This window comes from Candidatus Woesearchaeota archaeon B3_Woes (assembly GCA_005222965.1).
Taxonomy (GTDB): Archaea; Nanobdellota; Nanobdellia; order Woesearchaeales; family B3-WOES; genus B3-WOES.
Genome location: NJBG01000001.1, coordinates 127,113 through 153,348, shown reverse-complemented (window position 1 = coordinate 153,348; position 26,236 = coordinate 127,113). Strand labels below are relative to the sequence as shown.

Genomic DNA, 26,236 nt, shown 5'->3' with positions numbered 1-26,236 from the left:
AATAGATATTTTTATAAAGATGCTTTTTCTTTTCAGACGTTATGGGAGGCAAGAAGAAGGTTAAGGTTGGAAAGAGAAAGGAAGTTCAGGTAGTTGAAAGAAAAAAGAGCAATTTACCAGAGCAGATCCAAGAGCTTGAAAAAGAGATTAGTAAAACTAAAGTTAATAAGAGTACAGAGCGTGCTGTAGGACTTTTGAAAGGGAAATTAGCTTTGTTAAAAGGCAAAAATTTAAAACGTTCTGCTAAGGGAAAAGGAGGGGATGATAGATTTAGTGTTAGAAAAACAGGAGATGGAACTGTTGTATTATTAGGATTCCCTTCTGTTGGAAAATCAACTCTATTGAATAAACTAACAAATGCTAAATCAGATATTGGAGCGTATGCTTTTACAACACTTTCTGCTGTTCCTGGTTTGATGAAATATAAATATGCTCAGATCCAAATTATTGATGTTCCTGGTGTTGTTGGTGGAGCTGCTTCTGGTAAGGGGCGTGGAAAAGAGGTTTTAACAATGCTTCGTAATGCGGATTTGGTAATGATTTTAGTTGAAGCACAGAATCTTCACCAATATAAATCATTGTTAAAAGAAGTTTATGATGCAGATATTAGATTAGATCAAAAAAAACCAGACGTTGTTATCACAAAAAAAGAAAGAGGAGGAATTAGTGTGAGTTCTTTAGTTAAATTAACTAAAATTAATAAGAAAACAATTGAAGATATTATGAAAATGTTTAAGATGATTAATGTTGACATTTTATTTAGGGAAGATATAACTTTAGATCAGTTTATTGATGTTTTGGAGAATAATAAAATATATACAAAATCATTAAATGTTATTACAAAAATAGATTTGGTCAATAAATTAACTCTCAAATCAATTTCTGAAAAGATTAAACCTTGTGTGGTGGTTTCTGCTGAAACAGGTAAAGGTATTGGGGATTTAAGAGAAGCTATTTATCAAAAACTTGATTTGATAAGAATTTTTTTAAAAGAGGTTGGGAAAAAACCAGATATGGAAGAACCCTTGATTATGTTTAAATCCTGTAGTATTAGAGATATTTGCGAAAAATTGCACAAGGATTTTGTTAGTAATTTTAGATTTGCACGTGTTTGGGGGAAATCTGCTAAGTTTGACGGTCAAAAATACAATAAAATGGATAAAAATTTGGAAGATAAGGATGTTTTGGAGTTGCATATAAGATAAGATTTATAAACTACTCCTAATTTTTTATTGTTGGTGATACTCATGACAAAAGAAAAAGTTTCAAAAGACGAACAAATTGGTTTTCATAAAGGTGCTTTAACAACTTTAGCAAAAGAGAGAGAAGAAATGCTGAAGATTTTGCAAATTGTAGAACAGCTTATGCAGATTCATGTTAAAGATTTAAAAGGTCTTGGTGTTGATTTGGAAAAGGCTGCGAAAAGTGCTAAAGCACAAAAGAAAAAACCAATTGAAGATATTATAAGGTGATTATACACCCCAAACTACATTCTCTTTTCTTTTTATTTCTGCTATCTCTTTTATAACTTCAACCTCTTCTTTTGTTAAGAATTCTTTTAGATTTTTTAATTTTTTAAAATCTTCCTCCGGAATAGAAGAATATAATTCATCATTTTCATTTATCTGCCTGCCTACAGTTACATTTGGCATTGAGACTGCAACTTGTTTTCCTGATTCTGCTTTTTCTAGTTTATCTTTATCTGCCTGAATGCTTTTTACTTCTGTAATCTCTTTTCCCTGTGAATTCATCAGGGGCATACCTATTCTAAGAGTTCCTGCTAAAATATCTGATCCAACAATTGCTGGATTAGATTGTCTGAAAATATAACCAGCCATGATTTTTATTTTGCAAGGTCTTATCAATTTATCTATCTGGCATTCCTGCATTTCAAGAAGTTTGTCTTTTTTCCATTTATCATAATCTTCAATTATTTTGTAGATTATATCACTTGAAATAATTTTTACATTCTCATTTACAGATCCTTCTTCAATATTAAATGCCAGTATTACTGATTTTAGAGGATCTTTTTCAAAATTGGATTCTGCTTCTGCAATATCTTTTTTTGTTATATTGCCAATCGAAGCTCTTCTTATAGATACCTCATTTTCTTTTAGTAGTTTTATTAAGGCTTCTAAGCTTCCTAAAGAATCTGCTTTTATGACAATTCCTTCTTTGTCTGTTTCAATCAAAACTTCTTTAACTTCTTGTTGTAGCTCTTGTTTGGTTTTTTCTATCTCTTTTTTCTGGCAGGATCTTAAAGGCATTCCTGAAACAACTTCATCTATATCCAAGGCAGATATTTTTACACCAGTTGCTGCACTAACTTTTTTTACTGATTTAAAATTAGATTTTTTATCACGGATTTCTGCTAATGGTACTGGTTCAAACAAAGCTTTTACTTTGGTTGTTATTGATTTTTCAAGACCCGCAATAACAATTGTATCACCTGTTTTTAATGTCCCGTCGTAAATAATTACATCAATTGTTTTTCCTAAGCCTTTTTCTTCTTTTACTTCTAAGATAGTTCCTTTTGCACTTCCATCTACATCACATTCAAGACATTTCTCTAAAAATCTTTGAGCTAATCCTGTTAAAACCATTAATAATTCAGGAATTCCCTCTCCTGTTTTTGCAGAGCAAGGTATCATTGCTATTTGTTTGGTATAATCATCAACTCTGTCAAATCTTTCAGAATTGATTTTAATTTCTGATAGTTTTCCAACTAGCTCATATAATTTTTTGTCTAAAATTTGTTGTATTGATTGTGATTGTTGCGTTATTGATGATAGGATATTTATCTTTTTGGTTTGCCAGCCAGAAATTAGATCAATTTTATTAAGTGCAATAACAAAAGGGGTTTTATATTGTTTTAGAATTTCAATACTTTCCATTGTTTGAGGTTTTATACCTTCATTTACATCAATAACTAAGATTGCTATGTCTGCTAGGTTTCCACCCCTTTTTCTTAGATTTGTGAATGCTGCGTGGCCTGGAGTATCTATAAATAGTAAGCCAGGAATTGTAAAATCCATCTTTAGCTGTTTTAACAAATCACCACAAATATTTTTTATTGTATTTAATGGTATTATAGAAGCTCCAATTGCCTGGGTAATTGCTCCTGCTTCAGATTTAACAATAGCGCTGCCTCTAATATTATCTAATATACTTGATTTTCCATGGTCGACATGGCCCATGACAGTACATATTGGGCTTCTTGTTGATTTCATAATAATAATAGATTTTTATATAACTTTTAAATGTTGTTATTCTTATGTTTTTTATTTATTTGCTATTCCAAAATAGAAAAGTTTATGACTATAATTTTTTGAAAATGAACTTTTTTATACCCGAATTGGTTGATTTTAATTATTTCTTTTTTGTCACAACCCAGTACTGAAAAAATTTCTACTTTTTTGTCATATAGTTTTGATTTCATAAATGCTTTTATATAAGTACTACTTTTAAATAGAAAATAACTTAATTTTTATTAAAAATTATGAGGGTGGTTTAAAAATGAATAATAAAAAAGGTTTTTTTCTAAATAAAAGTATAGTTTTGATTTCTATGATGGTTTTGATGATTGGAATGATGAGTGGGAGTGTTTTGGGTGCAATAAGTTCAATTCAAGTTACTTCACCTATCGCTGATGAAGATGTAAAAGGTGTTTATGATATTGAATGGACAGCGATAGGATTTGAAGGAGATTTTGTAGATATAGTTTTAGGTAATGGAGGATGGGAAGTTATTCAACCTTTTAGAGGATATAGTAATTCCCCATTTCAATGGAATACTACTTCTATAGATGATGGTGAATATACTATTTTAGTTAGAGATTCTAGTAATTTTGAAATGAATGGTTTTTCTGGATCATTTACTTTAGATAATACTAATCCTATTGTAACTATTGACCCTGTAATTACCCCCACTAAGGTTAATACACAATTAATTACAGGAACTTTTACTGAGTTAAATCTTGATAAAATTGAAGTAAATAGTGTTGTAGCAGATATTGATGGGAATACTTATTCAGCTACAATTGATTTATTAGTAGAAGGAGAGAATACTGTAACTGTTATTGCAACAGATTTGGCAGGAAATATAGGAGAAGCTTCAGACACAATAATTCTGGATACAACTGGACCAACTGTAAGTGTTTCAGGAGCTCCTGAAGGTTGGTTAGTAAAACAGGGTGGTGCAACTGCAACAATTGATTGTATTACAGAAGATTGTGTTGAAATGAGATTCAAATTTCATGATACAGATCCTACAAGTTGTTCTGGCTCTTTTGATACATATACAGATACAAATCCTGTAATTGGTCATAAGTGGGTTTGTGCAGCTGCAAAAGATTCTCTTGGAAATATAGATTATTCAAGTCCACAAGAATTTATAATTTTTGATACAATCACAAATGCAATTAGTGCTGCAGAAGGTGGAGAAACAATTAATGTTGCTGAAGGAATATATGATGAACAAGTTATTATTGATAAGAGTCTAACACTTCAAGGTGCTGGAGATACTACAATAATTCAGCCTCCTGCAGTGGAATTGACTCCTACAACTAGTATTCCTTGGCTTGGTGGTAGCCCCAGTTCAATGTCGGCAATAGTCTCTGTTGAAACCACAGGAGGTATTGTTACAGTGAAAGACCTAAAGATTGATGGTTCTCTAATTCCAAGTAAATCAACTACATGGGTTGCTGGTCTAGTTTACCTTGAGACTAGTGGTACAATAGATTCTGTGACAGTCATTGGAAACCCAACTCTACCTGATCGTACTGCAGGCATATTTGCCGCTGCTATAACTAATCCTGTTACCTTAGAGGTAACTGAGTGCACTGTAGAAGTCTATAATAGGGCAGGTATATACGCTCTTGGTGGAACAATGACAGCTGACTATAACAATAACAGTATTAACGGGCCAGGAAACTCTTCAGTAGGGGTTCCTAATGGCATGTTCTTCCTTGAAGGTGCTAAGGGTTCAGCAACTTACAACACTATAACAGACTTATCATATACTGGAGAGACATATAGGAGCACAGGAATTGGTACTTATAATGCTGGAACTGATATTGTATTCAGCTATAATGAAATCTCATTAGTCCAGAATGCTTTTGCTTTGGCCAAAAATACTGTTGGCACAACAGTTAAATATAATGATGTTCATGACTGCCATACCGGTGTCAAGCTTGAATCCGGAGCTACCAACAACATCATCCAGTACAATGATATAATGAACAATGATTTTGCAATACGTGGTGGTGGTGATATGGGAGAGGGTAATGTAGCTCACTATAACAATTTCGTCGGCAACGATGGTACTGAATGGACATGGGATGGAGAAACATACATAGGTGCTGTCAGCAATGTTCATGCAGAATATATATTGAATGCAGAAACCAACTATTGGGGCTGTTCAAAAGGACCTGAAGATGATGCTTGTGATTCTGTAAGTGAAAATGTTCTTTATGAACCATGGGCTTGGGCTTATGATGAGGATTTCAATGTTGACACAACAGGTCCAGAAACAGAAATCGTTTCACCAGATGCTAGCTCTTTGCAGGACGAAGCTTTTGAAGTTAGTTTGATAGATTCTGACGAACTTGGTCAAGCTCCTGATACTGGTGTTTCAGGATTAGAAATATGTAAATATAGAATCAGAAGTTATGATGGAAATTCTTGGCCAGTAACAAAAAATTTAGGTTCAAGACCATGTTCAGAGCCTATAACATTAAGTGTTAGTCCAGAAGCAGATTGTAGAAACGAAGGAATAGATACTTGTAAAATAGAAGCATTAGCTATTGACAAGGTAGGTAATGAAGGAGATACTGTTGAAAGAACATTTAGCATTGACTGGACAAGTCCAACTATAAATATTGATTCTGTAATTACTCCTACTAATGTGAATACTCAGGAAATTACAGGAACTTTTACAGAATTAAATATAGACACAATAACTGTAAATGGTGTTGGAGCAGATATTGTTGAGAATACTTATTCAGCTACAATTGAGTTAATAGTAGAAGGTGAAAACCCTGTGACTGTTATTGCAACAGATTTAGCTGAAAATACAGGACAAGCTTCAGATACAATTGTGCTTGATACAACAGCTCCTGAAATAACTGATGTAACTGGTGACCTCATTACAGTAGTTGAAGAGTCAATAGAAATTTGTGCTACAATAACAGATGCTGGAAGTGATGTTGCAAGTGCTGTCTTATACTATGATCTTGAAGGAGAATCATCAATGACAGAAGATGAAGTAATTGATGACAAATGGTGTGTAAATATTAATGCTCTAGGAGAGATTGGAGAAATAACATATTATATAACAACAATAGATGTGGTAGGGAAAGACACAACAAGTTTAGGATATACTATTAAAACTGTTAACTTTATAATGCACCTTAGTGATGGTTGGAATTTAATCTCAATTCCAAAAACATTAGTGGATAATACACCATTCGGTAACTTAGTATGGACTTATGATACACAAGGAAGTAATTGGGTTGAACCAACAGCAATAGATCCAGGAACCGGTTATTGGGTTGAGTCAAACGGAGAAGAAGTTCCTTTGGATTATGAAGAGTGCGGAGTAGCTGAAGGATGTTTACCATCAGAAACAAGAACATTCTTTACAGGATGGAACTTAATTGGTCACATGAGTATGGATGCTGAGACACAACTTGTAGAAGATGCAATAGGTTATGTTTTTGAAGATAACCCAAAGGTAATCCAAGCCTTTTTGTTGAGATATGATGGAACTAACTTTAAAGTGAACAACTTGAAAACAAGAACTTACGCATTCCCAGAAATGACACCAGGAGAAGGTTATTGGTTATACACATCTGAAGAGATAACATACACAAACTAAGATATTAGACCATGAAAATAAAAATATTTTTTATATTTTTTATATTTTTTCTTTTATTAAATTTTGTTAGTTCTGCTGAACCTCCAAAATTACCTATGATTATTAGTGGAGAAGTTTTAATAAATGAAAAACCAGCTAAAGTTGGAACTATAATAACAGCAAAAATAGATGAACAAAAAATAACCAGTGTTGAAGTTTCCAAGAAAGGTCATTATACTTTATTAATTCAAGAACCAACAGAAAAGCTTATTAATTTGTATGTAAATGAAATTAACACAGATAAAACTGTTAAATATGGGGTTGGAAAAATAGAACAGATAGATTTATTAATAACACAAGAAACACCAAATAAAAATAAGTTATTTTTTATAATACCAATTATATTGTTAATATTAATAATTTTTATATTATTATGGGGAAAGAAGAAGAAAAAATGACTAAAAAAATTTTAATTTTATTTATTGTAATATTTTCTTTAAGTTTAGTAAGTGCAGTTCCATCCACACCACCATTACCAGATAAATATTATGGGAATGTAAAAATTAATAATGAATCTGCTCCTATTGGAACTGAAATACAAGTTTATGTTAATGAAACATTAGATAGTACTTATAATTTAAATGAAACTGGTAAATATACACTATTTGTTACGTCTGGTTTTATAGATGATATTATCATTTTTAAAATTGAAGATGTAGAAGCAGGAAATGCAACAAGAGGATGGGGCACTACAAATAATCTTGATTTAAATGTAATAATACAAGAACAACCAGAACAACCTTCAAGTCCAGAAGATGGCTCTGGAGGTGGCGGAGGAGGCGGAGGAGGAGGAGGCGGAGGAGGCGGTGGTGGCTCCAGCTGTAAACCTAATTATGTGTGTGAGCCAATTTCTCCATGTTCTTCTTATGGTAAACAAACAGAACTATGTGCTGATACAGAATGTAATAACGGTTCTTACAGACAAACGGTAAGCTGTACTTATGTTCTTCCACCACAAGTACAAATTCAAAGTAATGAAGAGCCCGAAGAAGAAACAGATGAAGGTTTAGGGCTGGAAACAGCTCCTGCTGAGACAACAGAGGAAACAACACCAGAAAAAACAGGACTTAGTGCTATAACTGGAGCAGTAATAGGTTTGTTTAAAGCTAAAGAGAATTTTAGACTTGGATTGTCTGTACTTGTAGTAGTTATAGTTCTGGGTATTGCAGGGTATTTTCTCAATAAAAAAATTAAGACTAAAAAATAAGTTGAAATAACCAGCTTTGCACATAAACTATCCCTAATTATGTGCAACCTCTATGTCTGCACATTTTTTAAAATCAAGTTCAATTCCTAGTTCCATAGCTTCTTGAGCCAAGACACAAAGATTGTGGCATAAACATTTAGCTAATACTTCATTATCTTGTCCTGTTTCTGTTCTGCTTCTCAAATGGCTGTTAAACTTCCTCTTAATCATATGAAAGCAAGTCTCAACATTACTTCTTTTATGATAATGATGATCAAACTCTTCTGGATAATGAGTAAAGAACATATACATCTTTCTCCAAATGTCTACATTCTTACTCCTTGTATTTGGCTTAATGTTCTTTTTGAAAGGTATAAAAGGTATAGCCCCAATATTAGAAACAGCTTGGAGGTTTTCTCGGGAAGTATACCCTTTATCTGCGGAAACTTCTTTTATATCATAAATTCTGTTTGTTTTTTTAATTAGATCAGGAAACTCTGGACTATCTGACCTTGTTCCTTTTGTTATATTCACAGCAGTAATTATATTAGTTCTGACGCCACAAGTTATATGACATTTCCTATACTTTCTTTTATCGGAATTAGAGCCTGTTCTAACATCAAACCATCTACCAAACTCTGATGTGGAAAATCCAGAAGCATCAACTGCAAAGTCAGATTCTATTTGTTTTAATGGAATACCAGAAACTTCAATTAAATGTTTTAAATATATAGTTAGAGATTGATCTTTAAGACAATTCAATACTGTATTGAAATGTGGTGTCTTGTTTACATAGCCTAGTTTTCGTGCTATCTCTAAGTCAGAAATACACCTACGACCGCTTTTAAGATTGTAGGCTTGTAATATTGTGTAGAATATTTTCTCTTTTAAATCAACAGGCTTTCTACCAACACATTTCTTATCTTCAGGAAATTCAACATAATTAAGAAGTTCATCTAGAATGTTCATTAAAAGGAGTTTTTCTTTTGACTGAACTTTATTGTATGAAGCCCAATCCTGACTATATTTACCATCTTTTTTCTTTTGTACATCTTTGTACTTTTCCATGACCTCATGTATAAATTTCTTATGAGTGCCTTGTTCGACTTCTCCCATTCTTGACATAATTTCTTTAGCAATGTTATGCAACTCTTCATTTTGTTCTTTTAATTCAGAAAAGCTTTTAACCTCTGAATTGTTTTCTCCTATTGGAGAACTATTTTGTGCTTCGTCGTGCATTTTGGTTCCTCCGACAGGAAGCCTTCGGGCTTCTTGCCTTATTTATATTAATAAGTTATTTACTTATTAAATAAGTATATCACTTAAGTATATAAATGTTTCGTTTTTTGGTGTGCACAACGTAAATGCACAATATGTATATTAGAAAACCATAAAGTATTTAAATACCTTTCTATTCACAATATATATGCACACGATAAAGATACCTGAACTAGAAGAATATGATTTATATTCAAAAAAACCTCCTCAAGAAAGAGAGAAGTATGCCGAATCTAAAATCAAAGAGATAATCCAATTAAATACTAATATTGGAATAAACATGAAACAGATTGAAGAAAACACTTTTTTTCATAGAAACACAATATCTAAACATATCAAAAACTTAATCACAAAAGGGGAAATTTACCAATATCCACCAGATTCAAGAAATGGATTACTTTTTTCTAATGGAAATCTTTTAGATCCTATATATAAAAATAAAATAATATTACAAAATAAGTTTTTTGAAATTTATGTTATCTCAAATCGTCTTGGTAAATTTTTATATATCCAAGAAAAGAAAGAAGATATATATAATGAGATAGAATCTAAAGGTGGTATAATTATTCCATTAGATGAATTAGATACATTTAAAGAAAGATTTGATGATATAATGAAAATATTACATACTAAAAGAATTATAAGGTGAGAAAATGAAAAACGTCGAAATTAATGAAATTAAAGAAGCAAGTGGTGTGAGAAGAAGATTAGTTCATGTAAACTTACCAAAAAAAGATTTAATATTCAGTACTCCTTGCTTTTTTGTTGAACCTAAATCAAGTTGGGATGTTGATTTTTTATCAGATTGGGTTGAAAATAACAAGTTTAAAAAAAATTGTTTTCAAGGGGTTATTATCCCTTTTAATAATGTTAAGAAATTACTCTTACCAAAAAAAACAAGGTCTGTACAATTAAATCTTGACGGAACCAAGAAAGAAAATGGTTTTTTAGAAATTATAGAAAACAAAGTTATAATAATCGATCCCTTAGGAGAATCTTCATATTTAAGTTTGGTTGATCCTGACCAAATAGATATTGAAAATTTACCATTAGAATATGTTGAACAAATTAAAAAAATAGGTATTGGTAAAAAGAAAGGTGATGAAAGTAGAAACAAAAAAAGAATTGATAAAATTAAATTATTTAGAGAGTATATTCATAAACTTCATGGAAAAGAATTTAACCACACTTTGAAATTTTTACAAAGAAGCAAAAGGTTGGGTTCTAAAATATTATTAGCTCCATCTAATCTGATTATTCCCGAAGTATCTGAGAGTTTAGATATGGCTATAAAAATAAATAAAGAAACAGAAAAAATTTGTAAAACTCACGAAGGATGGATACCTGCTGCAAACTTTGTTTTAAAGACGTCTACACTTGAAGAATATGATTATTTAGATAAAATATTGAAATATATAAATGAAGAGCAACCTCAATTCTTTTTCTTTAAGATAGTTGATTCTTATGGTTTAGATAGTAGAAATGCTGGAATTCAAAGAGACAACCTTAAAAGATTTTTGAAAGGTTTAAAGGTAGTAAGTAAGAAGTTTAAAATTCCAGTTTTTGCATTAAATGTTGATTCTTTGGGTTTATTTATGTTACAAGCAGGAATTGATGGTTTTTCTACACCTTCAAATGGGATTGTAGAAAACATGTTTGTTTCTTATAAAAATACAGACTTACCCTCATTTTTGAAAGGAAAATATTTTTATTATTATTTTCTTTCTATGATTTCACTGAGAGCATTGAAGAAAATATATGATTCTCATGGGAAAAAATTCCCTTGTCCTTATGGTTGTTGTAATGAATATAATGGGAGAGACTTCTCAACATTTATTGGGAAAACAAAATCAAAATTAACAAGAACACACTATTTTAATACAATGGATAATCTAGTATTAGAAACACAACAAGCAATAGAAAATGATAGTGTTAGGGCTGCGTTTAATAAGTTAGCAGAAAGTTCCTGTAAACATTATTTGGAAATTATTCCAAATCATTAAAAACAGAAACTTTTAAATACTTAATATATAAGCTATTTACTTATGACAAAACCCCTCCCTAAATGGATCCAAATACGATACGCAATTCTCTGGAATAAATTTAAAGATAAAGAGTTTACTTTTGAACAGGCTAAAAAAGCTTTGAAAGACGATGCAGGTATTAATGTTTTCTTTTCAGATTTAAGAAAGGCTGGTTGGTTGGAAGTTAATATTGATGATAAAGATAGTAGAAAAAGGTTATATAAGTTAAAGAATCCTGAAGAAGGATTTAAAGGAATGAAAATACAAAATTAAAAAATGCAACAAAAAAATCTAGGTGAATTTTCTTCACATATAAAACAAAAACAAGAAGTTCATAATGATAATGGAAGAGAAATAACTCTCAAGAAAATATATGGAGATATTCCTTTGAATATTGAAGATGATGCTTATTTAAGTATTTTTAGAGAAAGCAAAAGAGACGTACATAATATAGCATTATATCCTTGTAAATATATACCTGAGTTACCAAGGTGGGCAATTAAAAATTTTTCTAAAGAAAACGATATTATTTTAGACCCTTTTATAGGCGGAGGAACAACTTTTATAGAAGCAAAGAAGTTAAAAAGAAATTGTTTAGGTATTGATTATAATCCTTACGCTAGATTAGTTAGCAAAGTAAAATCAACATCAATCGAAGAAAACAAATTACGATCTAAATATAACTCATTGATGGATAATATCAAAAACGATTCTAGTTCTGATTTACCAATACCTAATTTTAGAGGAGTTGATTTTTGGTTTAATGAAAATGTTATTAGAGGATTAGCTAAGATAAAAAAATATGTAAATAAAATAGAAGATAAAGATATTAGAGACTTTTTCTTAGTATCTTTTTCTATGGCTGTTAGAAAATCATCTTATATTGCACCCGGACAAATGTTAACGGCTAGGAGGAAAGATTGGAGAAATATAAAACAACTTTCAGAGAATGATACTATTGATTTGTTTTCGTCTTTCTCAGAAAAATATATAGAATATATTTCTGAGTTCTCTAAAGAACAAAACATATCTAATTTTGCAAAAATAATTGGAAATGACGCTAGAGAAATAAATTTACCAGAAGATATTGATAAGGTTGATCTAATAGTGACATCTCCACCATACATTAATGCAATGGATTATATTTGGGCTAATAGGTTAAGGGTGCATTGGTTAGATTTAGTTAAAAGCGATCAAGATAGATTAAATTTATATAATTATGAGATTGGTACAGAGAGGATACCAAAAAAAGAATATTCTATACTAGGTCAAATAGGAATCGATGAAACAGATAAAATTATCGAAGAAATATATAATGCATACGATTCTAATACGCAAAGTAAATTAAGGTCGAGGGTTACTTATAAATATTTTTTAGATATGAAAAAACATTTTGAAGAAGCGTATAAAGTTTTGAAAAATGGTGGAAGATATTGTATAGTTATTGGTGATAATAATATCAGAAAAGTTTTTGTTCCAACATCACTATTTCTATCAAAGATAGCTGAATCTGTTGGATTCAAAAAAGAGAAACAATTTCAAATAATTCTAAAACAGAGGAGTATGAATATTGACAGAAATGTGTCTTTTGCCGATAAAATTGATTATGATAGAATGATTGTTCTCAAAAAAGAGTAATTTGTTTTTTCTTTTTTATATCATATTTTCCTTTAAGAGATTTTAATGCTACCTTTAAATCAAAATTAGATTCTTTTTCAATAAACTTAAAACACTCATCCCCCATTATGATTGTCCAACCTCCATTTCTACATGCTGTTATAGCTGCCGGAAGATTATCTTCTCTCAAAAAAATCATTATCGGATCAAGCCCTTTATCTTTTAATCTTTGTGCATATTGTTTAAATTTTTTTAAAGTACCAGAATCTCCAGAACCAACCCTATATTTTGCTTCAATAGCCATGTTACCAATAACACAATCACAAATTTCATCAGATCCTTCTTTTATACCTGAACTATAATCTTTTCGTTCAGAAAATACAGATTGAACTAAACGTTCCCAACACTTACCAAGTTCTCTTCCCCAATATTGCTTATTTTGAATCTTTTCCTCATGAGTAATATTAAATACTTCCATCAATATATCAGAATCAGTCTTTCCTTCTTCTATAACTTTATTAGAGAAAGATTCCCTATATTTTTCTAATACAGGGGTTAATTTTTTATTAATGTTTTCATCTGTGGACATAATAGTCTTTATTCTTTATATATTTAAAAAGATTCTCTTTTTTGTGCAAAACTATGTAATGAATTGCACATAAATAAAGAATTACTTATTTCTATAATACTTTATAACATCAACCAATAAAAAACAAACAGTTAGAATGAACAACCCTTGAACTCTATAATCTTTTATTCCATACCAACCCAAACCAAATACAGTGGCTACAAGGAAGCCATAGCCTATGTAAGAATAATAGGAGAGTTTCATTTTAGATAAATTCATTAAAGGTGAAGAAATATATTATAATATCTCTGCATGCTGTTCGATTATAAATAATACTTCTTGATCAAGCTCTTGTGCCCAAGTCTCTTTTTTTGCTTTAAACCATCTTTGAGTTTTATAAGTGTCTTCAGTGAAAACTTGGACACACGTCATAGTTTCATTGAATAGTTTTTTTGTTTTTGATGTCCATGTGCCTTCAATTATAGGCAATTTGGCATAAGGGTCTGCAGAATATGAACCAAATTTCTCTCTTATTTCCTTAGTTATTCTTCTAATTTTTTTGGTCGGAATTGGTTTTTTATTATTATAGGTTTTTGGTAGAAAGATGCTGTAAAGTTTCATATAGAATCATACCACTTTTTTATATTTTACGTTTGCCTCGTCAAGTTTCTTTAGAACATCTTCTTCATTATCTATTATACCGAATCTATTATCTGATAATTCTGTAAAACGTCCATTATTGGATAGGATTGTAAATACCTTCTCACTATCCGCCTTGGAAACCTGAATCACGACCATCTTCATCACTAAACATTATTTTATCTATCTTTTCAACGCATTATTATTATACGACTAAATATATAAATGTTTTGGAAATTGATTTTTGTGCAAAAGACTATAATAAATATGCAAAATTTCATTTATGTGCAAAGCCGAAATAACCAAAAGGTTTAAATACTAATTGCTATTTTCAAGTAGTTACAAAAGAAAAAGGGGTGATGGGACAAGGTTTAATTGGGGGTAATTAGATGACTAAAAACTTTAAAAAAAGTATTGTGTTAATTTTATTATTATTCACTATTTCTTTAGCTTCAGTTGTTTATGGACAACTGCTACCACCAATGATTTTAACTGGGACTGTTATGTATAATGGTGTAAATGCTTCTGTTGGGACATTAATTGAGGCTTTTATTCAAAATGATGATGATCCAAGCGTAGCTGATGGCACCCATAACCTAACTCAAGAAGGTTGGAATAGTGGCATGGTTATTAATGGAAATTCTTCTTATGGGGGTTATACTGTTACATTTAAAATTAATGGAGTTGAGGCGGATCAAACAGCAATATATAATGATACTAGTATTACTCATTTAAACTTGACTGCTTATACTACGGTTGTGATTAATGAATTTGTTGTTAAGCCTCGAACAGACTGGGATAATAATAGTGCTATTGGTGTTGCTGATGAATGGTTTGAACTGTACAATCCAACTATGCATAATATAAATATTACTAATTGGAATTTATCTTTAATTGATGGCTCTAATGCAACTGAGTTATTAGAAGGAGTAATCCCTTCAAGAGACCACCTTATTATTTTAAATCCAAGCGGTTCACAGAGTAATAACGGCATGCTAGTTCTTTATGATAATTTAGGAGAAATCATTGATCAAGTTACTTATGGAAATTATGATGATGGTAATACAACAGATAACGCACCCGATGGCTATTCAACTGATCCTAGTGATGAATGTGTATTTAGGATTCATGATGGTATTGATACAAATATAGATTCAGATGATTTCCATAAAGGTCCTTGCACATTCAATGCAACTAATAATAGGTTGCCTGAGGCTGATTTTAGTTTGTTCTTTTATTTAGTAAATGAAGACTCTTCTGTTGAGAGAAACCTTAGCGAGGAGGTTTTTGATCCTGATGGAGATGATATTACTTATAGTGTGCTTGAAGAAAATGAAGTAGATTGTGAGATAGTAAATGAGACATTCCTTTTGATGAATGCTACAGATAATTGGAATGGTATGACAAACTGTACTATACTTATAGATGATGGTTATGGGTCAATTGAAGAAGTGGTTGGTATTGAAGTAACTCCAGTTAATGATGCACCCACTATTATTTCACCTGCTCCTGTTGAAGTGGATGAAGAAGATACATATCTTTATGATGTTGAAGCAACAGATGTTGAGAATGATACATTAACTTATTCTTTACTTGAAAATGCACCTGGAATGGTTATTGATCCTATTACAGGGCTTATAAACTTTACACCAGATGATGCTGAAGTTGGCTACTGGAATATATCTGTAAAAGTAGAAGATGCTACAGATTTTGATATGCAGAATTTTACTTTGATAGTATATCCTGTTAATGATATACCTGTTATTGATCCAATAGGGGATATTGAATTTGATGAAGAAGAATATTTTGATGATTATGATTTAGACCTTTTTGTTGGTGATGTAGAGTCAGCAGATGAAAATATTTCATGGAGTGTTGGAGGAAATACAGCAAATCTTAATATTGATATTGATGACGAAACTCATGTATTAAATATATCAGCTGATGAAGATTGGTATGGTGAAAGGAATATTACATTAACAGCTACTGATGAAGGAGATGCTTCTTCGACTGTAAATGTTACAGTTATTGTTAATAATGTTAATGACGCACCTTATTTTACCACAAAACCAAACTTAACAGCAATTGAAGCTATTGAATATGTTTATGATGCAGATGCACATGATATTGATAGTAATGTAAGTGCTTTAGAATTTTTTATTACTACTAACCCTGGTGGTGCTACAATTAATAGATCTACAGGAGAATTTAGATGGACACCAAACGCTACTCATTTTGGCTTAAAATTAGTTGAAATAAAAGTAACAGACCAAGGATCAAATTTCACAACACGGGAGTTTAATTTAACAGTACTTCCTGTTCTTGATATTGTTGATATTACAATTGATGGACAATCAGTTGAAGATGGAGATACTATTGATGGGATTAAACCAGGCCATACTCTTGATGTAGAGTATACTATTTTGAATAGATTTCCTGCAGAGGTAGATAATGAGATTATTGAGATTATATCTTCTACTGAATTAAGTCCTTTTGGGTTTGGATCAGACAGTGAGGAATTTAACCTTGAGGGTCAGGAGACAGAGACAATTATTCTTAGTTTTGATATACCTTACGATACATTAGAGCCTTCATTTACTCTTGATTTAGAGGTAATAGGAGAAGACCTTATTGAAAACGACTATTGGAGTGAGAAAACAATTAACTTCAATGTTGATAGGGATTTCCATAGAGTAGAATTAATTGGTATGGAATGGTCAAAAGATGATTTGACTTGTGATAGAGATACAACCTTACTATTGACATTAGCTAATACTGGTGACTGGGATGAAGAAGTAACTATTTCAGTCTATGACGGAGAGACTTTGATTGGTGAAACAGATTATGAGCTAATAAGGGCAGAACAGAAAGAATTTGATTTTGATGTACTTGCTCTTGGTGATTCCGATATTACATATGATATAGTAATAAAGTATAGGGGAGGCCTTCCAAGATACACAATAGAAGATTCTATTGAGGTTAATGTTGAAGCTTGCCTTGATGTTAGTACATTGAACAGTGTTCTTAAGGTTAATGAGAGTGAATCTCCATCATGGTCACCGATTGATTTAAAGAATTATACTTTTGGAAATACAACAGGAGTGGTTTATGAAATTGTTGGAGAGAATGATAGTTTAATTAACTGTAATGTTACAAGCAACGGTATATTTAGTTGTGGAACTCCATTAGATGATTTATTTGGAATTTCAGTTATAAACATGAGTGTAGGGGATGTTTTTGAACAATTTAATGTTGAAGTTTTAGAAAAGAATGATCCACCTGTTATCAATGCTACAATACCTGGTGTAGAATTTGATGAAGGTGAAGATGATGACTCAATTGACTTAGATAATTATGGATTTGATGTTGATGGCGACGAATTAACATGGAGTGTTGCTAATAACCAAAATATAAAAGTAGAAATTTCAGGAGATAATGTAGCTACAATCTCAACATTTGATCAAGACTGGTTTGGTTCTGAAGAAATAACTTTTGTTGTTAGTGATGGACAAGCAGATGCTGAACAAAATATAACAGTAAATGTAAATCAAAAACTTGATGATATACCTTATATAAATGATACAAATCCTGCAGAAGGAAGCTTATTAATTGGAGATGGAGTTGACCAAGATTTAAGTGTTAATGTTATTGATCCAGACAACATATCCCCAACTATAAAATGGTTTGTTAATGCAATTGAAAAAGGCTCTGGAGATTCATTTACATTTGTTGAAACAACAGCTGGAACTTATGAAGTTTTAGTTGAGGTTCAAAATTCAACAGATATATTTGATAGTGCTTCATGGAGTATTGAAGTTAGTACAGTTCCAATAACAACTTTTGGTGGTACAATCCAAGATGTTACTGAAGAAAACGTTGCAAACTTCACAGGTTTAACAATAGAAAACAGTCATGGAAAAATTGATTTTGGAGATGCAGTAATCAATCTTAAGGATATTGTTAATATTGATGATTTTGTTAAAATAGAAAAAACTATTGTTTCAATTGATTCTGGTGTGTTAGATATGTTTGATATACCTAATACAACAATAACATTATCTAGTTTGACATATAACCAGGAACCAGTAATCTATTTCAGTGATGAATTTACAACAAACCCTGATGAGATTATAACAGAGTGTACATCATGCACATTAATTAGTTTTACAGATTATCCAACTGGTTCAGGAACAGTTGTATTTAATGTAACAGGATTTAGCTCTTACAAGGTAAGGACAGATAGTGAACCAGAAACTCCACCACCTGCTGGAACAGGAGTTTTACAAATAAAGGATGTTGATGTAGATGAGGATAATCCAAAACCAGATGAAATAGTAGAAATTGTAGTTGAAGTTGAAAATGATGGTGATTTAGATATTGAAGATATTGAGCTTGAAATAAAACTATTAGATGAAGATGGCGATGTTGTTAAGGATGAAGATAATGATAAACTAAAAGATGACGAAGATTTTGATTTAGATGAAGGAGATGAAGAAGAATTTACATTCACATTTAAGATGCCTACAGATGCAAAAGACGGAGATGAATATACTGTTTATGTAGAGGCTTGTGGAAAGGATGATGATGGAGTAGAACAGTGCACATTACATCAATCAGAAACAATAGAGATAGAAAGAAAGAGTCATGAAGTGATTATATCTTCAGCAGTAGTAAGTCCTTCAACAATCTCATGTTATGATAGTTTTGATATTGTTGTTGGTTTAAAAGATATTGGTAAAAAAGATGAAGATGTTGAATTATCTATATCTAGTAATGAATTAGAGATAAGTAGTACTCAGGTTGTTGAGTTAAAAGCATATGATAGAGACGAGTATAAAGCAACAATTGGTGAAGCTTTTACTGCTCCAAGTAATTTAGCTGAAGGAACTTATATAATAAATGTTAGAGCAGAGTATGATGATGAAGAAATAACTGAAACATTATACTTAACAAAAGCCGAGTGTAAAATGCCTGGCGTTGTGGAACCCGAACAGGAAGAAGTTACAATAACAGAAGAACCAGTTGTTACAGAACCAGAACCAACAGTCCCAAAAACAAAATTCACAGATACTTTTGAATATATGATATTACTTAGTATTTTAATTGTTTTAATCCTTGGATTAGTAATATTTGCAGTAGGTGCAGTAATTATAAGAAATAAATAATTTTTTTCTAAAGTTATTTAAATGATTTAATCATTTTAATTATTTATGAAAACCTCTATAAGAAAGGGTTTTGGTTTTGGATTAACATCAGGAATTATCACTACTCTAGGCTTAATGGTTGGTTTAAATTCCAGTACTCATTCAGCTATTGTAGTTATTGGTGGTATTATTGTGATAGCTGTTGCAGATGCTCTTTCAGATGCCCTAGGAATACATATTTCTGAAGAATTTGAAATGAAACATTCTAAAAAAGAGATTTGGGAATCTACAATTTCAACTTTTTTGTCTAAACTTGTTTTTGCATTGACATTTATTATACCTGTTTTGTTGTTTAGTCTTTCTACTGCTGTTATTATTAGTGTTATTTGGGGTCTTTTTCTGATAACTATTTTTAGTATTTATATCGCTAAAGAACAAAATTTAAAACCATCTAGAGTTGTTTTGGAGCATTTAGTTATTACTATTGTTGTTATTTTAATAACTAATTATTTAGGAAAGTTTGTAGGAAGCTTTACTTAAATTTTATTTGCTATTCCTTTTTTTGTATCTATTTGAACAATATCACCATCTTTAAGAATTTTAGTAGCTATTTTAGTTCCAATTAAAGCAGGAATCTTGAATTCTCTGCTTAATATGGCAGCGTGACAGGTTATGCCTCCTTCATCTGTTATTATAGCACCTGCTTTTTTTATATTATCTGTTATTAAGTCTGTTGTAGTCATCTGTGTAACTAGAACATCTCCTTTCTTAAGGGCGTTCACATCGCTAATATCTTTAATTAATTTTACTTTTCCTTTGTAATTTCCATGGAAGGCTCCTTGTCCTTTAATAACATCTTCAACTTCTTCCTCAATTGTTAAAGAAGCATTTTCCAAAAACCTGAATTCACCATTGAAATGAATAAAAAAACATTTCTGCCTATTTTTAATTATATTTTTTATGTCTATTTCTTTTCCTAACAATAATCCTCTTATTTCATGAGGAGTTAAAAATTTTAATTCATATGATGTTGTGTTAAATCTCTTTGCAATTTCTTCAAATAAAGGAAGTGCAAGTTCATGAGTTTTATTAAAGCTGGTTCTTCCATATAATCTTAATTTGGCCATTAAGTTTACTGCTTCTTTAACATTCTTTTCTTTGTTTTTTTCAAGAGCTCTTGCCTCTACAGTGATCATAAAATAAGGGTAGGGTTTTTTATAGAGTCTGAAATATGTTTCTATTAATCTTAATAGTTCTTTATTGGTTTTAACTTTTAAGTTTGATAGATCTTTACAAAAATTAATAAGATTATCAAAATATCTTTTACCTTTTTTATGCATGTTTTTCATAAAATCAGGATTTTTTCTTATTTTTTTCAAAACAAATAAAGCAATTTTTGTAGATGAAACTTTATTATGATAAATTGAATAAGACATCCCGTGCCTTGCAGTTAGAAAATCAGAGTATGGTAACTTAAAAACCTTAACAAAATCTTCTATCAAGCTTTCATAATGTAAGCAGTTCTTAAGTAATTCGTTCTCTCTTTGAGCTATTAATTCCCATTTCATTGAGTACTCCTAAACTGTCTTAAATACCAATTAGGATTTCATGTTTAACCCCTAAATTAGGTGGTATTTGGTAAACCTTATTTCCATTAAAACCATATTCAACTATGTCTTGTGCATGTGTATGTCCATGAATTATCTTTGTATCTTCTGGCATAAGACTTATTGCTTTCTTATAAGTAGCCATTCCTTCTACATTTTCTTTTCTATTGAATACAGAATAATCAAGTGGTTCATGTATTAATAACATTGAAGATCTTATATCTTCTTCAGAACTTAACTTAATTTTATCTAAATGTCCAAGTTGCTTATTCCAATTTAGAGTATAAGGGATTGCTAAAGCTATATCTACACCATAACTATCCATATCTTTTACTAATTTAAAATCAAAATCTTCATCAAAATCTGGATCTGGAGCATCACGACACCATCTTACTTTTTCAAATCTAATTATCCCTGGTTCATCAATGTAAATCTCTCCTTGAAAATTATTTTGATTTTTCAGATCTATGTAAATCTCATTTGGACTTTTAAAATCTGCATTTAACAAATCTCTTGTAACGAAACTTGAAATGGCATCAGCATTACCATTAATATGTATAAAACTTGATAAACTTAATTTATCTCCAAGTAAATGTTTTAATGCTTCAAATCTCATCTCAGTCCAGAAACTATTTCTATATGCCCAATCCTCAACTTCTGCCAATTGTTCATGAAAATTGTCAGCAATATATTCGTGTTGTGGGACACCTAATTCTCTAGCTTTTTTTGCCATTTTTCCTATAACTGACTTTTCTGTTCCTTCACCAAAATTAATTCTATTTGCAACCATATCCCCTAGAGAAACAACAGAAGCTGCAAAGATTCTTTCAGAGTTTCCTATTGACCAATTTTCGAAAGGATTATTCGCATAATCTTCAATAATACTAACTAAAGGGTCAACTGAATTTTCATAAAGGGCTTTTAGATCCCTATTTGTGGGACTTCTTTTTTGCATATTTTCCCAAATTCTTTTTGCATCTGCATTTGGTTTAGTTAATTCATGCATATCTGCTACAAAAAAAATATTGTCAGTTTCAATTTGTTTAATTGTTTGTTCTATCATTTTAATAAACCTCCAATGTTTTATTACTAGATAGTAATAATAGTTATTATTTAAATTTGTGTTGTTATATATCATTACAACAATAGTAAAGTTTATATACTAATAACTCTTTAATGCGTTATGAATGAAAAAATAGCACTTGAACAAGTAGGGCTTTCTGGAAATGAAGCAAAAGTATATTTGTCATTGTTAGAATTGGGTTCTGCAATGGCTGGAGAGATTACAAAAAAGTCAGGCGTAAACAGAACTAATGTTTATGATGCTTTGGAAAGATTAATTGAAAAAGGTATAGTGAGTTATGTAATACAATCTAATAGAAAATATTTTGAAGCAGATACTCCAGATAGAATAATCAAATATCTTGATGAAAAAGAGAATGAGTTGAAAAGAAAAAAGAAATTGATACACTCTATACTCCCTGAGTTGGAACTTAAAAGACAATTAAGTAAAGAACCTCAAGAAGCAACAATATACAAAGGAAAAAAAGGATTGAAATCAGTTGCAGAAGATGTACTAAAGACAAAAAAGGAACTTTTAGTGTTTGGTGCTGAAGGAAAATTTGTTGAATTATTTACCCATTATGCTGAACAATGGCATATGAGAAGAGGAAAATCAAAAATCCTTATGAAAATAATCTATAATGAAAAGATTAGATCTAAGAAATCTAAAGCCAAATTTCTAATAACAAAAATAAAATTTAGTTCTAATATGTATGAAACACCCGCTACAACCTGGGTTTATGGAGATAAAGTTGCTATAATTGTGTGGTCTGATCAACCAATAGCCACATTAATAAGAAGTAAAGAAGTTGCAAATTCCTATAAACAGTTTTTTGATGTTTTATGGAAAGATTCTAAATTGTGACCCAAACATTTATATCTTATAATCTTATTTATTTTAGAGATGTATACAACAATAACAGAAGGAAAAGCCAAAGCAATTGTTTCAAAAGGAAAAATTTCTAAAAAACTTCCTGTATTTTATAATCCTATTATGAAATTTAACAGGGATATTTCTGTTTTATTGTTAAATTGTATTAATAAAAAAGATATGCAGATGGCTTTGCCATTATCTGGAACAGGAATAAGAGGAATAAGATTGATTAAAGAGTTAAAAAAGGGAAAAATAAAGTCAATAAGCTTTAATGATAACAGCGAAAATGCATTTAAATTGATTAAAAAAAATCTAAAACTAAATAAAATTTCTAAAGCGAATGTTTTTAATCAAGATGCTAACTTATTTTTATTGAATTCTTCTGGTTTCGATTATATTGATATAGATCCTTTTGGAAGTCCTAATCATTTTTTGAATAATTCTATAATGCGCTTATCTAGGGAGGGTATATTAGCTGTGACTGCTACTGATACTGCTGCTTTGACTGGGACTTATACAAATGCCTGTAAAAGAAAGTATTGGGCAAAACCTTTGAAAAATGAGTTAATGCATGAGTTTGGTTTAAGAATTCTGATAAGAAAGATACAATTGATTGGAACACAGTTTGATAAGGCTTTAACACCAATTTTTTCTTATTCAAAAGACCATTATTTTAGAATTTTTTTCAGATGTGAAAAAGGAAAGAAAAAGGTTGATGAGATTATTAAACTGCACGGTTATTATGAGAATTCTGGACCTATATGGCTAGGATCATTATGGGATAAAAAGTTAGTTGTTTTGATGGGAAAAAATAATAAAATAGAGGAAAATAAGAAAATTTTAAAGATTATTAAAGAAGAATCAAAGATTGATGAAGTTGGTTTTTATGATATAACTAAATTAGCTAAAAGAAATAAAATTAAGGTTTTACCAAAGAAAAATGATTTAATGAATAAGATTAAGAAGAAAAAATTTAAGGTTAGTGAAACACACTTTAGGGAGAATTCTTTAAGATTAAATATAAATAAAAAAGAAATAATAAAATTAATTAAAAAATAATTTATTCTGTAGCTGGTAGAACATCTGCAGCTTGAACACCAAGTTCTGCTTCCCTTCTTGCTAATACAGTACAGAGTTTTGCACTTCCCCTATCACAAGCATCTTTTAATCTTTGAAGTTCTGCTAAATTTTCTTCACTCATACCGCTTGTGTCTATATTATATTGGTCTGAAGGTTTTTCAGGTTCTACAGGTGCCTCTTCAACAACTTCTTCAACAACTGGTGCTACTGGTGCCTCTTCAACTTTGGTTTTACACCCAACAATTAAAAGAAGGGTTATTAAAGCCATTATTACATATCCTATTTTCATACTTTTTTCACCTCATTAACTAGTCAATAAGCTTATTATTTTAATAATATCAAGTTTTATATATAAACTTTACTAAAATTAACATGTTTAAACCATTTTCAGGCTTCCTGTTATTTTGTCGATTTTTTCTTCTTTATCAGGTCCGATTCCTAAACAGGTTATTGTTCCTGGTTCAACAACTGTTTTTCCAGCATCAGTTATTAATTCTGCTGTTAATCCATTGTCTTCTGCTAGTTGTTTAAACTTAAATAACTCTTTTTCATCAGCAACTTTTAGAATAACTTTTTTCATGCCTTGGTTCCTCCATTTAGAGATGTCATCTTTATGGCTTTTTAGTAAAGCACCAACAGAGGCATGGCTAACTTGAGCTGCTAATTTTCCTTTTGGTAATTTTAAATCTTTACGCACTAGTATAACTTGTTTCATATTATCATAGAAATATAACTAGTTTTTATATTTATCTTAAATTCAATAAGTATTTAAATAACAAAATTTCATAATTAATATGTCTGAAAATGTTCTAAAGCCAAACGCTACAAAGGTTTTTTTCCTTAATTTCTTAAAAGTTATTTCCATAGCTATTGTTTTAGGAGGGTTATTTCTTATTTTGAAATATACTATTGGTTTTGAAATGTTTCTTATTCCTTTTGAAGCTTTTGATGTTGAAGTTTCTATACCTTCTGGTTTAGTATATTACTTTTTTGGTGGTACTTTAGGCTTAGCTCTTTTATTGGGCGGATCAAATTATCTTTCATTTAGAGGTGTGAGATATAATGTTTATAATGATAATATTACAATTATGAAGGGTTTTGTATCTAGTCCAATGGTTATTCCTTTTCAGAATATTCAAAGAATTACTCCAAATAAGAATGGAATATTTAAAAGTATTCTAAATTTTGGCAGTGTTGTATTTGAGTTAAGTGGTTTAAAAGAAAAAGAAATTAAATTAAATTACGTTGATAAACCAAATGAAATAGCTTCTTATTTACAGAAATTAATTAATAAAAGTGCGCAGTTAAAACAAGCCAAGTTTAGTGAAACATATAGATTAGATAAAATTACAGACCGATTCTAAAACAAAGCCAAAAAGTGTTAAAAACAAATATCTATCTCGCTTAATAGATGTTATGCTCAATTTTTGAGAATGCTAAGAACTAGAACTAGGCAAAACCTTATAAGAATCTGCTTTTGCTGAACCCAATAGATAATAGTGAACTGGAAAAGCCATACGCTCAATTAAACTATCAGTCATAAAAAAGGTATAATTAACATCTGGTCTCTGATTCTTCAAATGCTTTCCATGAACACACCCAACTACAGTCAATTCAGGTTTGCATTCATCATAGACTTCTAGAAATCCATGATTTCTGATTCTATGTTTTGAAGGAAACAATTGGTTCCAATTTAATAAAGAGTTATATCTTGACATCTCACCAATAAACCCAATCACTCCCTTTGACCAATCTTTTAAAGTGTCTGGATTCCATTCTCCATTTCTCACTCTTTCTTCAAAATCTAAAAACCATTCCGAAAGGTGGGGTTCAATGATATATCGATTATTATCTCCAGCAATTATTCTTGTCCCTCTCTTTTCATATTCAGATGCCAATCTATGAAAATATCCATCTGTTATTAATCCATCCCTATAATCTCTCCAATCTGTCGGTAATTCAAGCATAAGTGATTTAGGGACACCAAAATCTAAATCAATTGTTTCAATTAATCTATCTAAATTTCTATCCAAGTGCAAAACTCCTATTACTTCTGGCATATTGTAACTAAATAGTAATAACAATTATATAAAGTTATTGGTTTTGCCCCTTAATGCATATGTTTGATTTTACTTCGCCCTTGAAGACAGCGTTCTCAAAAGCTCTTCGGATGAAGTTTGACCATATTTTGTGTGGTCAAAGAGCATAACAGGAATTTAATGGTTCTCTAAAACAAAACATT

At 30.5% G+C, this 26,236-nt stretch carries 22 protein-coding genes and 1 pseudogene; 14 read left to right on the top strand and 9 right to left on the bottom strand.

From position 1 onward, the window contains the following. Positions 1-41 precede the first annotated feature (41 nt). The gene (locus CEE44_00870) at positions 42-1,205 is read left to right on the top strand and encodes a GTP-binding protein (GenBank protein TKJ17071.1); all 1,164 of its coding nucleotides are present in this window, start codon (positions 42-44) and stop codon (positions 1,203-1,205) included. Positions 1,206-1,247: 42 nt separating this feature from the next. Further along, positions 1,248-1,472: a hypothetical protein gene (locus CEE44_00865; GenBank protein TKJ17070.1), complete on the top strand. Its 225-nt coding sequence runs from the start codon at positions 1,248-1,250 to the stop codon at positions 1,470-1,472. On the opposite strand, the gene CEE44_00860 is transcribed toward CEE44_00865, so the two are convergent. Further along, positions 1,473-3,230 carry a translation initiation factor IF-2 gene (locus CEE44_00860; protein TKJ17069.1) on the bottom strand — a complete coding sequence of 586 codons (1,758 nt, stop codon included), beginning with the start codon at positions 3,228-3,230 and terminating at the stop codon, positions 1,473-1,475. A gap of 286 nt (positions 3,231-3,516) precedes the next feature. On the opposite strand from CEE44_00860, the gene CEE44_00855 reads away from it, so the two are divergent. Genes CEE44_00855 through CEE44_00845 form a run of 3 tightly spaced genes read left to right on the top strand, consistent with a single transcriptional unit; the run spans position 3,517 to position 8,122 of the window. After that, positions 3,517-6,876: a hypothetical protein gene (locus CEE44_00855; GenBank protein TKJ17068.1), complete on the top strand. Its 3,360-nt coding sequence runs from the start codon at positions 3,517-3,519 to the stop codon at positions 6,874-6,876. A gap of 11 nt (positions 6,877-6,887) precedes the next feature. Continuing rightward, on the top strand, positions 6,888-7,313 hold the full coding sequence (locus tag CEE44_00850; protein ID TKJ17067.1) for a hypothetical protein: 426 nt from the start codon (positions 6,888-6,890) through the stop codon (positions 7,311-7,313). Next, positions 7,289-8,122: a hypothetical protein gene (locus tag CEE44_00845; protein ID TKJ17066.1), complete on the top strand. Its 834-nt coding sequence runs from the start codon at positions 7,289-7,291 to the stop codon at positions 8,120-8,122. The genes CEE44_00850 and CEE44_00845 overlap by 25 nt, the downstream gene beginning before the upstream one ends. A 33-nt stretch (positions 8,123-8,155) precedes the next feature. Here the strand turns inward: CEE44_00845 and CEE44_00840 are convergent, their stop codons facing one another. Next, the gene (locus CEE44_00840) at positions 8,156-9,340 is read right to left on the bottom strand and encodes a hypothetical protein (protein ID TKJ17065.1); all 1,185 of its coding nucleotides are present in this window, start codon (positions 9,338-9,340) and stop codon (positions 8,156-8,158) included. A gap of 187 nt (positions 9,341-9,527) precedes the next feature. On the opposite strand from CEE44_00840, the gene CEE44_00835 reads away from it, so the two are divergent. Genes CEE44_00835 through CEE44_00820 form a run of 4 tightly spaced genes read left to right on the top strand, consistent with a single transcriptional unit; the run spans position 9,528 to position 13,041 of the window. Further along, on the top strand, positions 9,528-10,028 hold the full coding sequence (locus CEE44_00835) for a hypothetical protein (protein ID TKJ17064.1): 501 nt from the start codon (positions 9,528-9,530) through the stop codon (positions 10,026-10,028). A gap of 4 nt (positions 10,029-10,032) precedes the next feature. Further along, on the top strand, positions 10,033-11,382 hold the full coding sequence (locus tag CEE44_00830; GenBank protein ID TKJ17063.1) for a hypothetical protein: 1,350 nt from the start codon (positions 10,033-10,035) through the stop codon (positions 11,380-11,382). Positions 11,383-11,424: 42 nt separating this feature from the next. Continuing rightward, positions 11,425-11,676 (top strand): hypothetical protein, encoded by a 252-nt coding sequence (locus tag CEE44_00825; protein TKJ17062.1) that lies wholly within the window; start codon positions 11,425-11,427, stop codon positions 11,674-11,676. 3 nt (positions 11,677-11,679) lie between these two features. Beyond that, positions 11,680-13,041 (top strand): hypothetical protein, encoded by a 1,362-nt coding sequence (locus CEE44_00820; GenBank protein TKJ17061.1) that lies wholly within the window; start codon positions 11,680-11,682, stop codon positions 13,039-13,041. A gap of 55 nt (positions 13,042-13,096) precedes the next feature. Here CEE44_00820 and CEE44_00815 read toward each other — a convergent pair. Both CEE44_00815 and CEE44_00810 read right to left on the bottom strand, forming a co-directional pair. After that, positions 13,097-13,609 (bottom strand): annotated as a pseudogene (locus CEE44_00815) (restriction endonuclease). A gap of 276 nt (positions 13,610-13,885) precedes the next feature. Continuing rightward, a complete protein-coding gene (locus CEE44_00810) occupies positions 13,886-14,209 on the bottom strand; it encodes a hypothetical protein (GenBank protein ID TKJ17060.1) in 324 nt (107 codons plus the stop codon). A gap of 407 nt (positions 14,210-14,616) precedes the next feature. Between CEE44_00810 and CEE44_00805 the strand changes: the two genes are divergently transcribed. Continuing rightward, positions 14,617-19,392, top strand: coding sequence for a hypothetical protein (locus CEE44_00805; GenBank protein TKJ17059.1), 4,776 nt, complete (start codon positions 14,617-14,619; stop codon positions 19,390-19,392). 45 nt (positions 19,393-19,437) lie between these two features. Further along, complete coding sequence (locus CEE44_00800; GenBank protein TKJ17058.1) at positions 19,438-19,911, top strand: hypothetical protein; 474 nt, start codon at positions 19,438-19,440, stop codon at positions 19,909-19,911. Here CEE44_00800 and CEE44_00795 read toward each other — a convergent pair. After that, positions 19,908-20,939: a hypothetical protein gene (locus tag CEE44_00795; GenBank protein ID TKJ17057.1), complete on the bottom strand. Its 1,032-nt coding sequence runs from the start codon at positions 20,937-20,939 to the stop codon at positions 19,908-19,910. The genes CEE44_00800 and CEE44_00795 overlap by 4 nt on opposite strands. A gap of 19 nt (positions 20,940-20,958) precedes the next feature. Continuing rightward, on the bottom strand, positions 20,959-22,041 hold the full coding sequence (locus CEE44_00790) for a hypothetical protein (GenBank protein ID TKJ17056.1): 1,083 nt from the start codon (positions 22,039-22,041) through the stop codon (positions 20,959-20,961). 120 nt (positions 22,042-22,161) lie between these two features. On the opposite strand from CEE44_00790, the gene CEE44_00785 reads away from it, so the two are divergent. Beyond that, positions 22,162-22,905: a hypothetical protein gene (locus CEE44_00785; protein ID TKJ17055.1), complete on the top strand. Its 744-nt coding sequence runs from the start codon at positions 22,162-22,164 to the stop codon at positions 22,903-22,905. A 39-nt stretch (positions 22,906-22,944) separates the two neighbouring features. Next, on the top strand, positions 22,945-23,973 hold the full coding sequence (locus CEE44_00780) for a hypothetical protein (protein ID TKJ17054.1): 1,029 nt from the start codon (positions 22,945-22,947) through the stop codon (positions 23,971-23,973). A 1-nt stretch (position 23,974) separates the two neighbouring features. Here the strand turns inward: CEE44_00780 and CEE44_00775 are convergent, their stop codons facing one another. Together CEE44_00775 and pth2 are read right to left on the bottom strand one after the other, a co-directional pair. After that, complete coding sequence (locus tag CEE44_00775; protein ID TKJ17053.1) at positions 23,975-24,283, bottom strand: hypothetical protein; 309 nt, start codon at positions 24,281-24,283, stop codon at positions 23,975-23,977. A gap of 87 nt (positions 24,284-24,370) precedes the next feature. Then, entirely contained in the window at positions 24,371-24,709 is a 339-nt protein-coding gene (pth2, locus tag CEE44_00770; protein ID TKJ17052.1) for an aminoacyl-tRNA hydrolase, read from the bottom strand. 79 nt (positions 24,710-24,788) lie between these two features. On the opposite strand from pth2, the gene CEE44_00765 reads away from it, so the two are divergent. Further along, positions 24,789-25,358: a hypothetical protein gene (locus CEE44_00765; protein ID TKJ17051.1), complete on the top strand. Its 570-nt coding sequence runs from the start codon at positions 24,789-24,791 to the stop codon at positions 25,356-25,358. Between the two features lie 72 nt (positions 25,359-25,430). Here CEE44_00765 and CEE44_00760 read toward each other — a convergent pair whose 3' ends face one another. Continuing rightward, positions 25,431-26,054 (bottom strand): hypothetical protein, encoded by a 624-nt coding sequence (locus tag CEE44_00760; GenBank protein ID TKJ17050.1) that lies wholly within the window; start codon positions 26,052-26,054, stop codon positions 25,431-25,433. Between the last annotated feature and the right edge of the window lie 182 nt (positions 26,055-26,236).

Excerpts from the sequence above, each read along its gene's own strand:
- CEE44_00870 (TKJ17071.1), top strand. The coding sequence starts at position 42 with ATGGGAGGCAAGAAGAAGGTTAAGGTTGGAAAGAGAAAGGAAGTTCAG.
- CEE44_00865 (TKJ17070.1), top strand. The coding sequence starts at position 1,248 with ATGACAAAAGAAAAAGTTTCAAAAGACGAACAAATTGGTTTTCATAAA.
- CEE44_00860 (TKJ17069.1), bottom strand. The coding sequence starts at position 3,230 with ATGAAATCAACAAGAAGCCCAATATGTACTGTCATGGGCCATGTCGAC.
- CEE44_00855 (TKJ17068.1), top strand. The coding sequence starts at position 3,517 with ATGAATAATAAAAAAGGTTTTTTTCTAAATAAAAGTATAGTTTTGATT.
- CEE44_00850 (TKJ17067.1), top strand. The coding sequence starts at position 6,888 with ATGAAAATAAAAATATTTTTTATATTTTTTATATTTTTTCTTTTATTA.
- CEE44_00845 (TKJ17066.1), top strand. The coding sequence starts at position 7,289 with ATGGGGAAAGAAGAAGAAAAAATGACTAAAAAAATTTTAATTTTATTT.
- CEE44_00840 (TKJ17065.1), bottom strand. The coding sequence starts at position 9,340 with ATGCACGACGAAGCACAAAATAGTTCTCCAATAGGAGAAAACAATTCA.
- CEE44_00835 (TKJ17064.1), top strand. The coding sequence starts at position 9,528 with ATGCACACGATAAAGATACCTGAACTAGAAGAATATGATTTATATTCA.
- CEE44_00830 (TKJ17063.1), top strand. The coding sequence starts at position 10,033 with ATGAAAAACGTCGAAATTAATGAAATTAAAGAAGCAAGTGGTGTGAGA.
- CEE44_00825 (TKJ17062.1), top strand. The coding sequence starts at position 11,425 with ATGACAAAACCCCTCCCTAAATGGATCCAAATACGATACGCAATTCTC.
- CEE44_00820 (TKJ17061.1), top strand. The coding sequence starts at position 11,680 with ATGCAACAAAAAAATCTAGGTGAATTTTCTTCACATATAAAACAAAAA.
- CEE44_00810 (TKJ17060.1), bottom strand. The coding sequence starts at position 14,209 with ATGAAACTTTACAGCATCTTTCTACCAAAAACCTATAATAATAAAAAA.
- CEE44_00805 (TKJ17059.1), top strand. The coding sequence starts at position 14,617 with ATGACTAAAAACTTTAAAAAAAGTATTGTGTTAATTTTATTATTATTC.
- CEE44_00800 (TKJ17058.1), top strand. The coding sequence starts at position 19,438 with ATGAAAACCTCTATAAGAAAGGGTTTTGGTTTTGGATTAACATCAGGA.
- CEE44_00795 (TKJ17057.1), bottom strand. The coding sequence starts at position 20,939 with ATGAAATGGGAATTAATAGCTCAAAGAGAGAACGAATTACTTAAGAAC.
- CEE44_00790 (TKJ17056.1), bottom strand. The coding sequence starts at position 22,041 with ATGATAGAACAAACAATTAAACAAATTGAAACTGACAATATTTTTTTT.
- CEE44_00785 (TKJ17055.1), top strand. The coding sequence starts at position 22,162 with ATGAATGAAAAAATAGCACTTGAACAAGTAGGGCTTTCTGGAAATGAA.
- CEE44_00780 (TKJ17054.1), top strand. The coding sequence starts at position 22,945 with ATGTATACAACAATAACAGAAGGAAAAGCCAAAGCAATTGTTTCAAAA.
- CEE44_00775 (TKJ17053.1), bottom strand. The coding sequence starts at position 24,283 with ATGAAAATAGGATATGTAATAATGGCTTTAATAACCCTTCTTTTAATT.
- pth2 (TKJ17052.1), bottom strand. The coding sequence starts at position 24,709 with ATGAAACAAGTTATACTAGTGCGTAAAGATTTAAAATTACCAAAAGGA.
- CEE44_00765 (TKJ17051.1), top strand. The coding sequence starts at position 24,789 with ATGTCTGAAAATGTTCTAAAGCCAAACGCTACAAAGGTTTTTTTCCTT.
- CEE44_00760 (TKJ17050.1), bottom strand. The coding sequence starts at position 26,054 with ATGCCAGAAGTAATAGGAGTTTTGCACTTGGATAGAAATTTAGATAGA.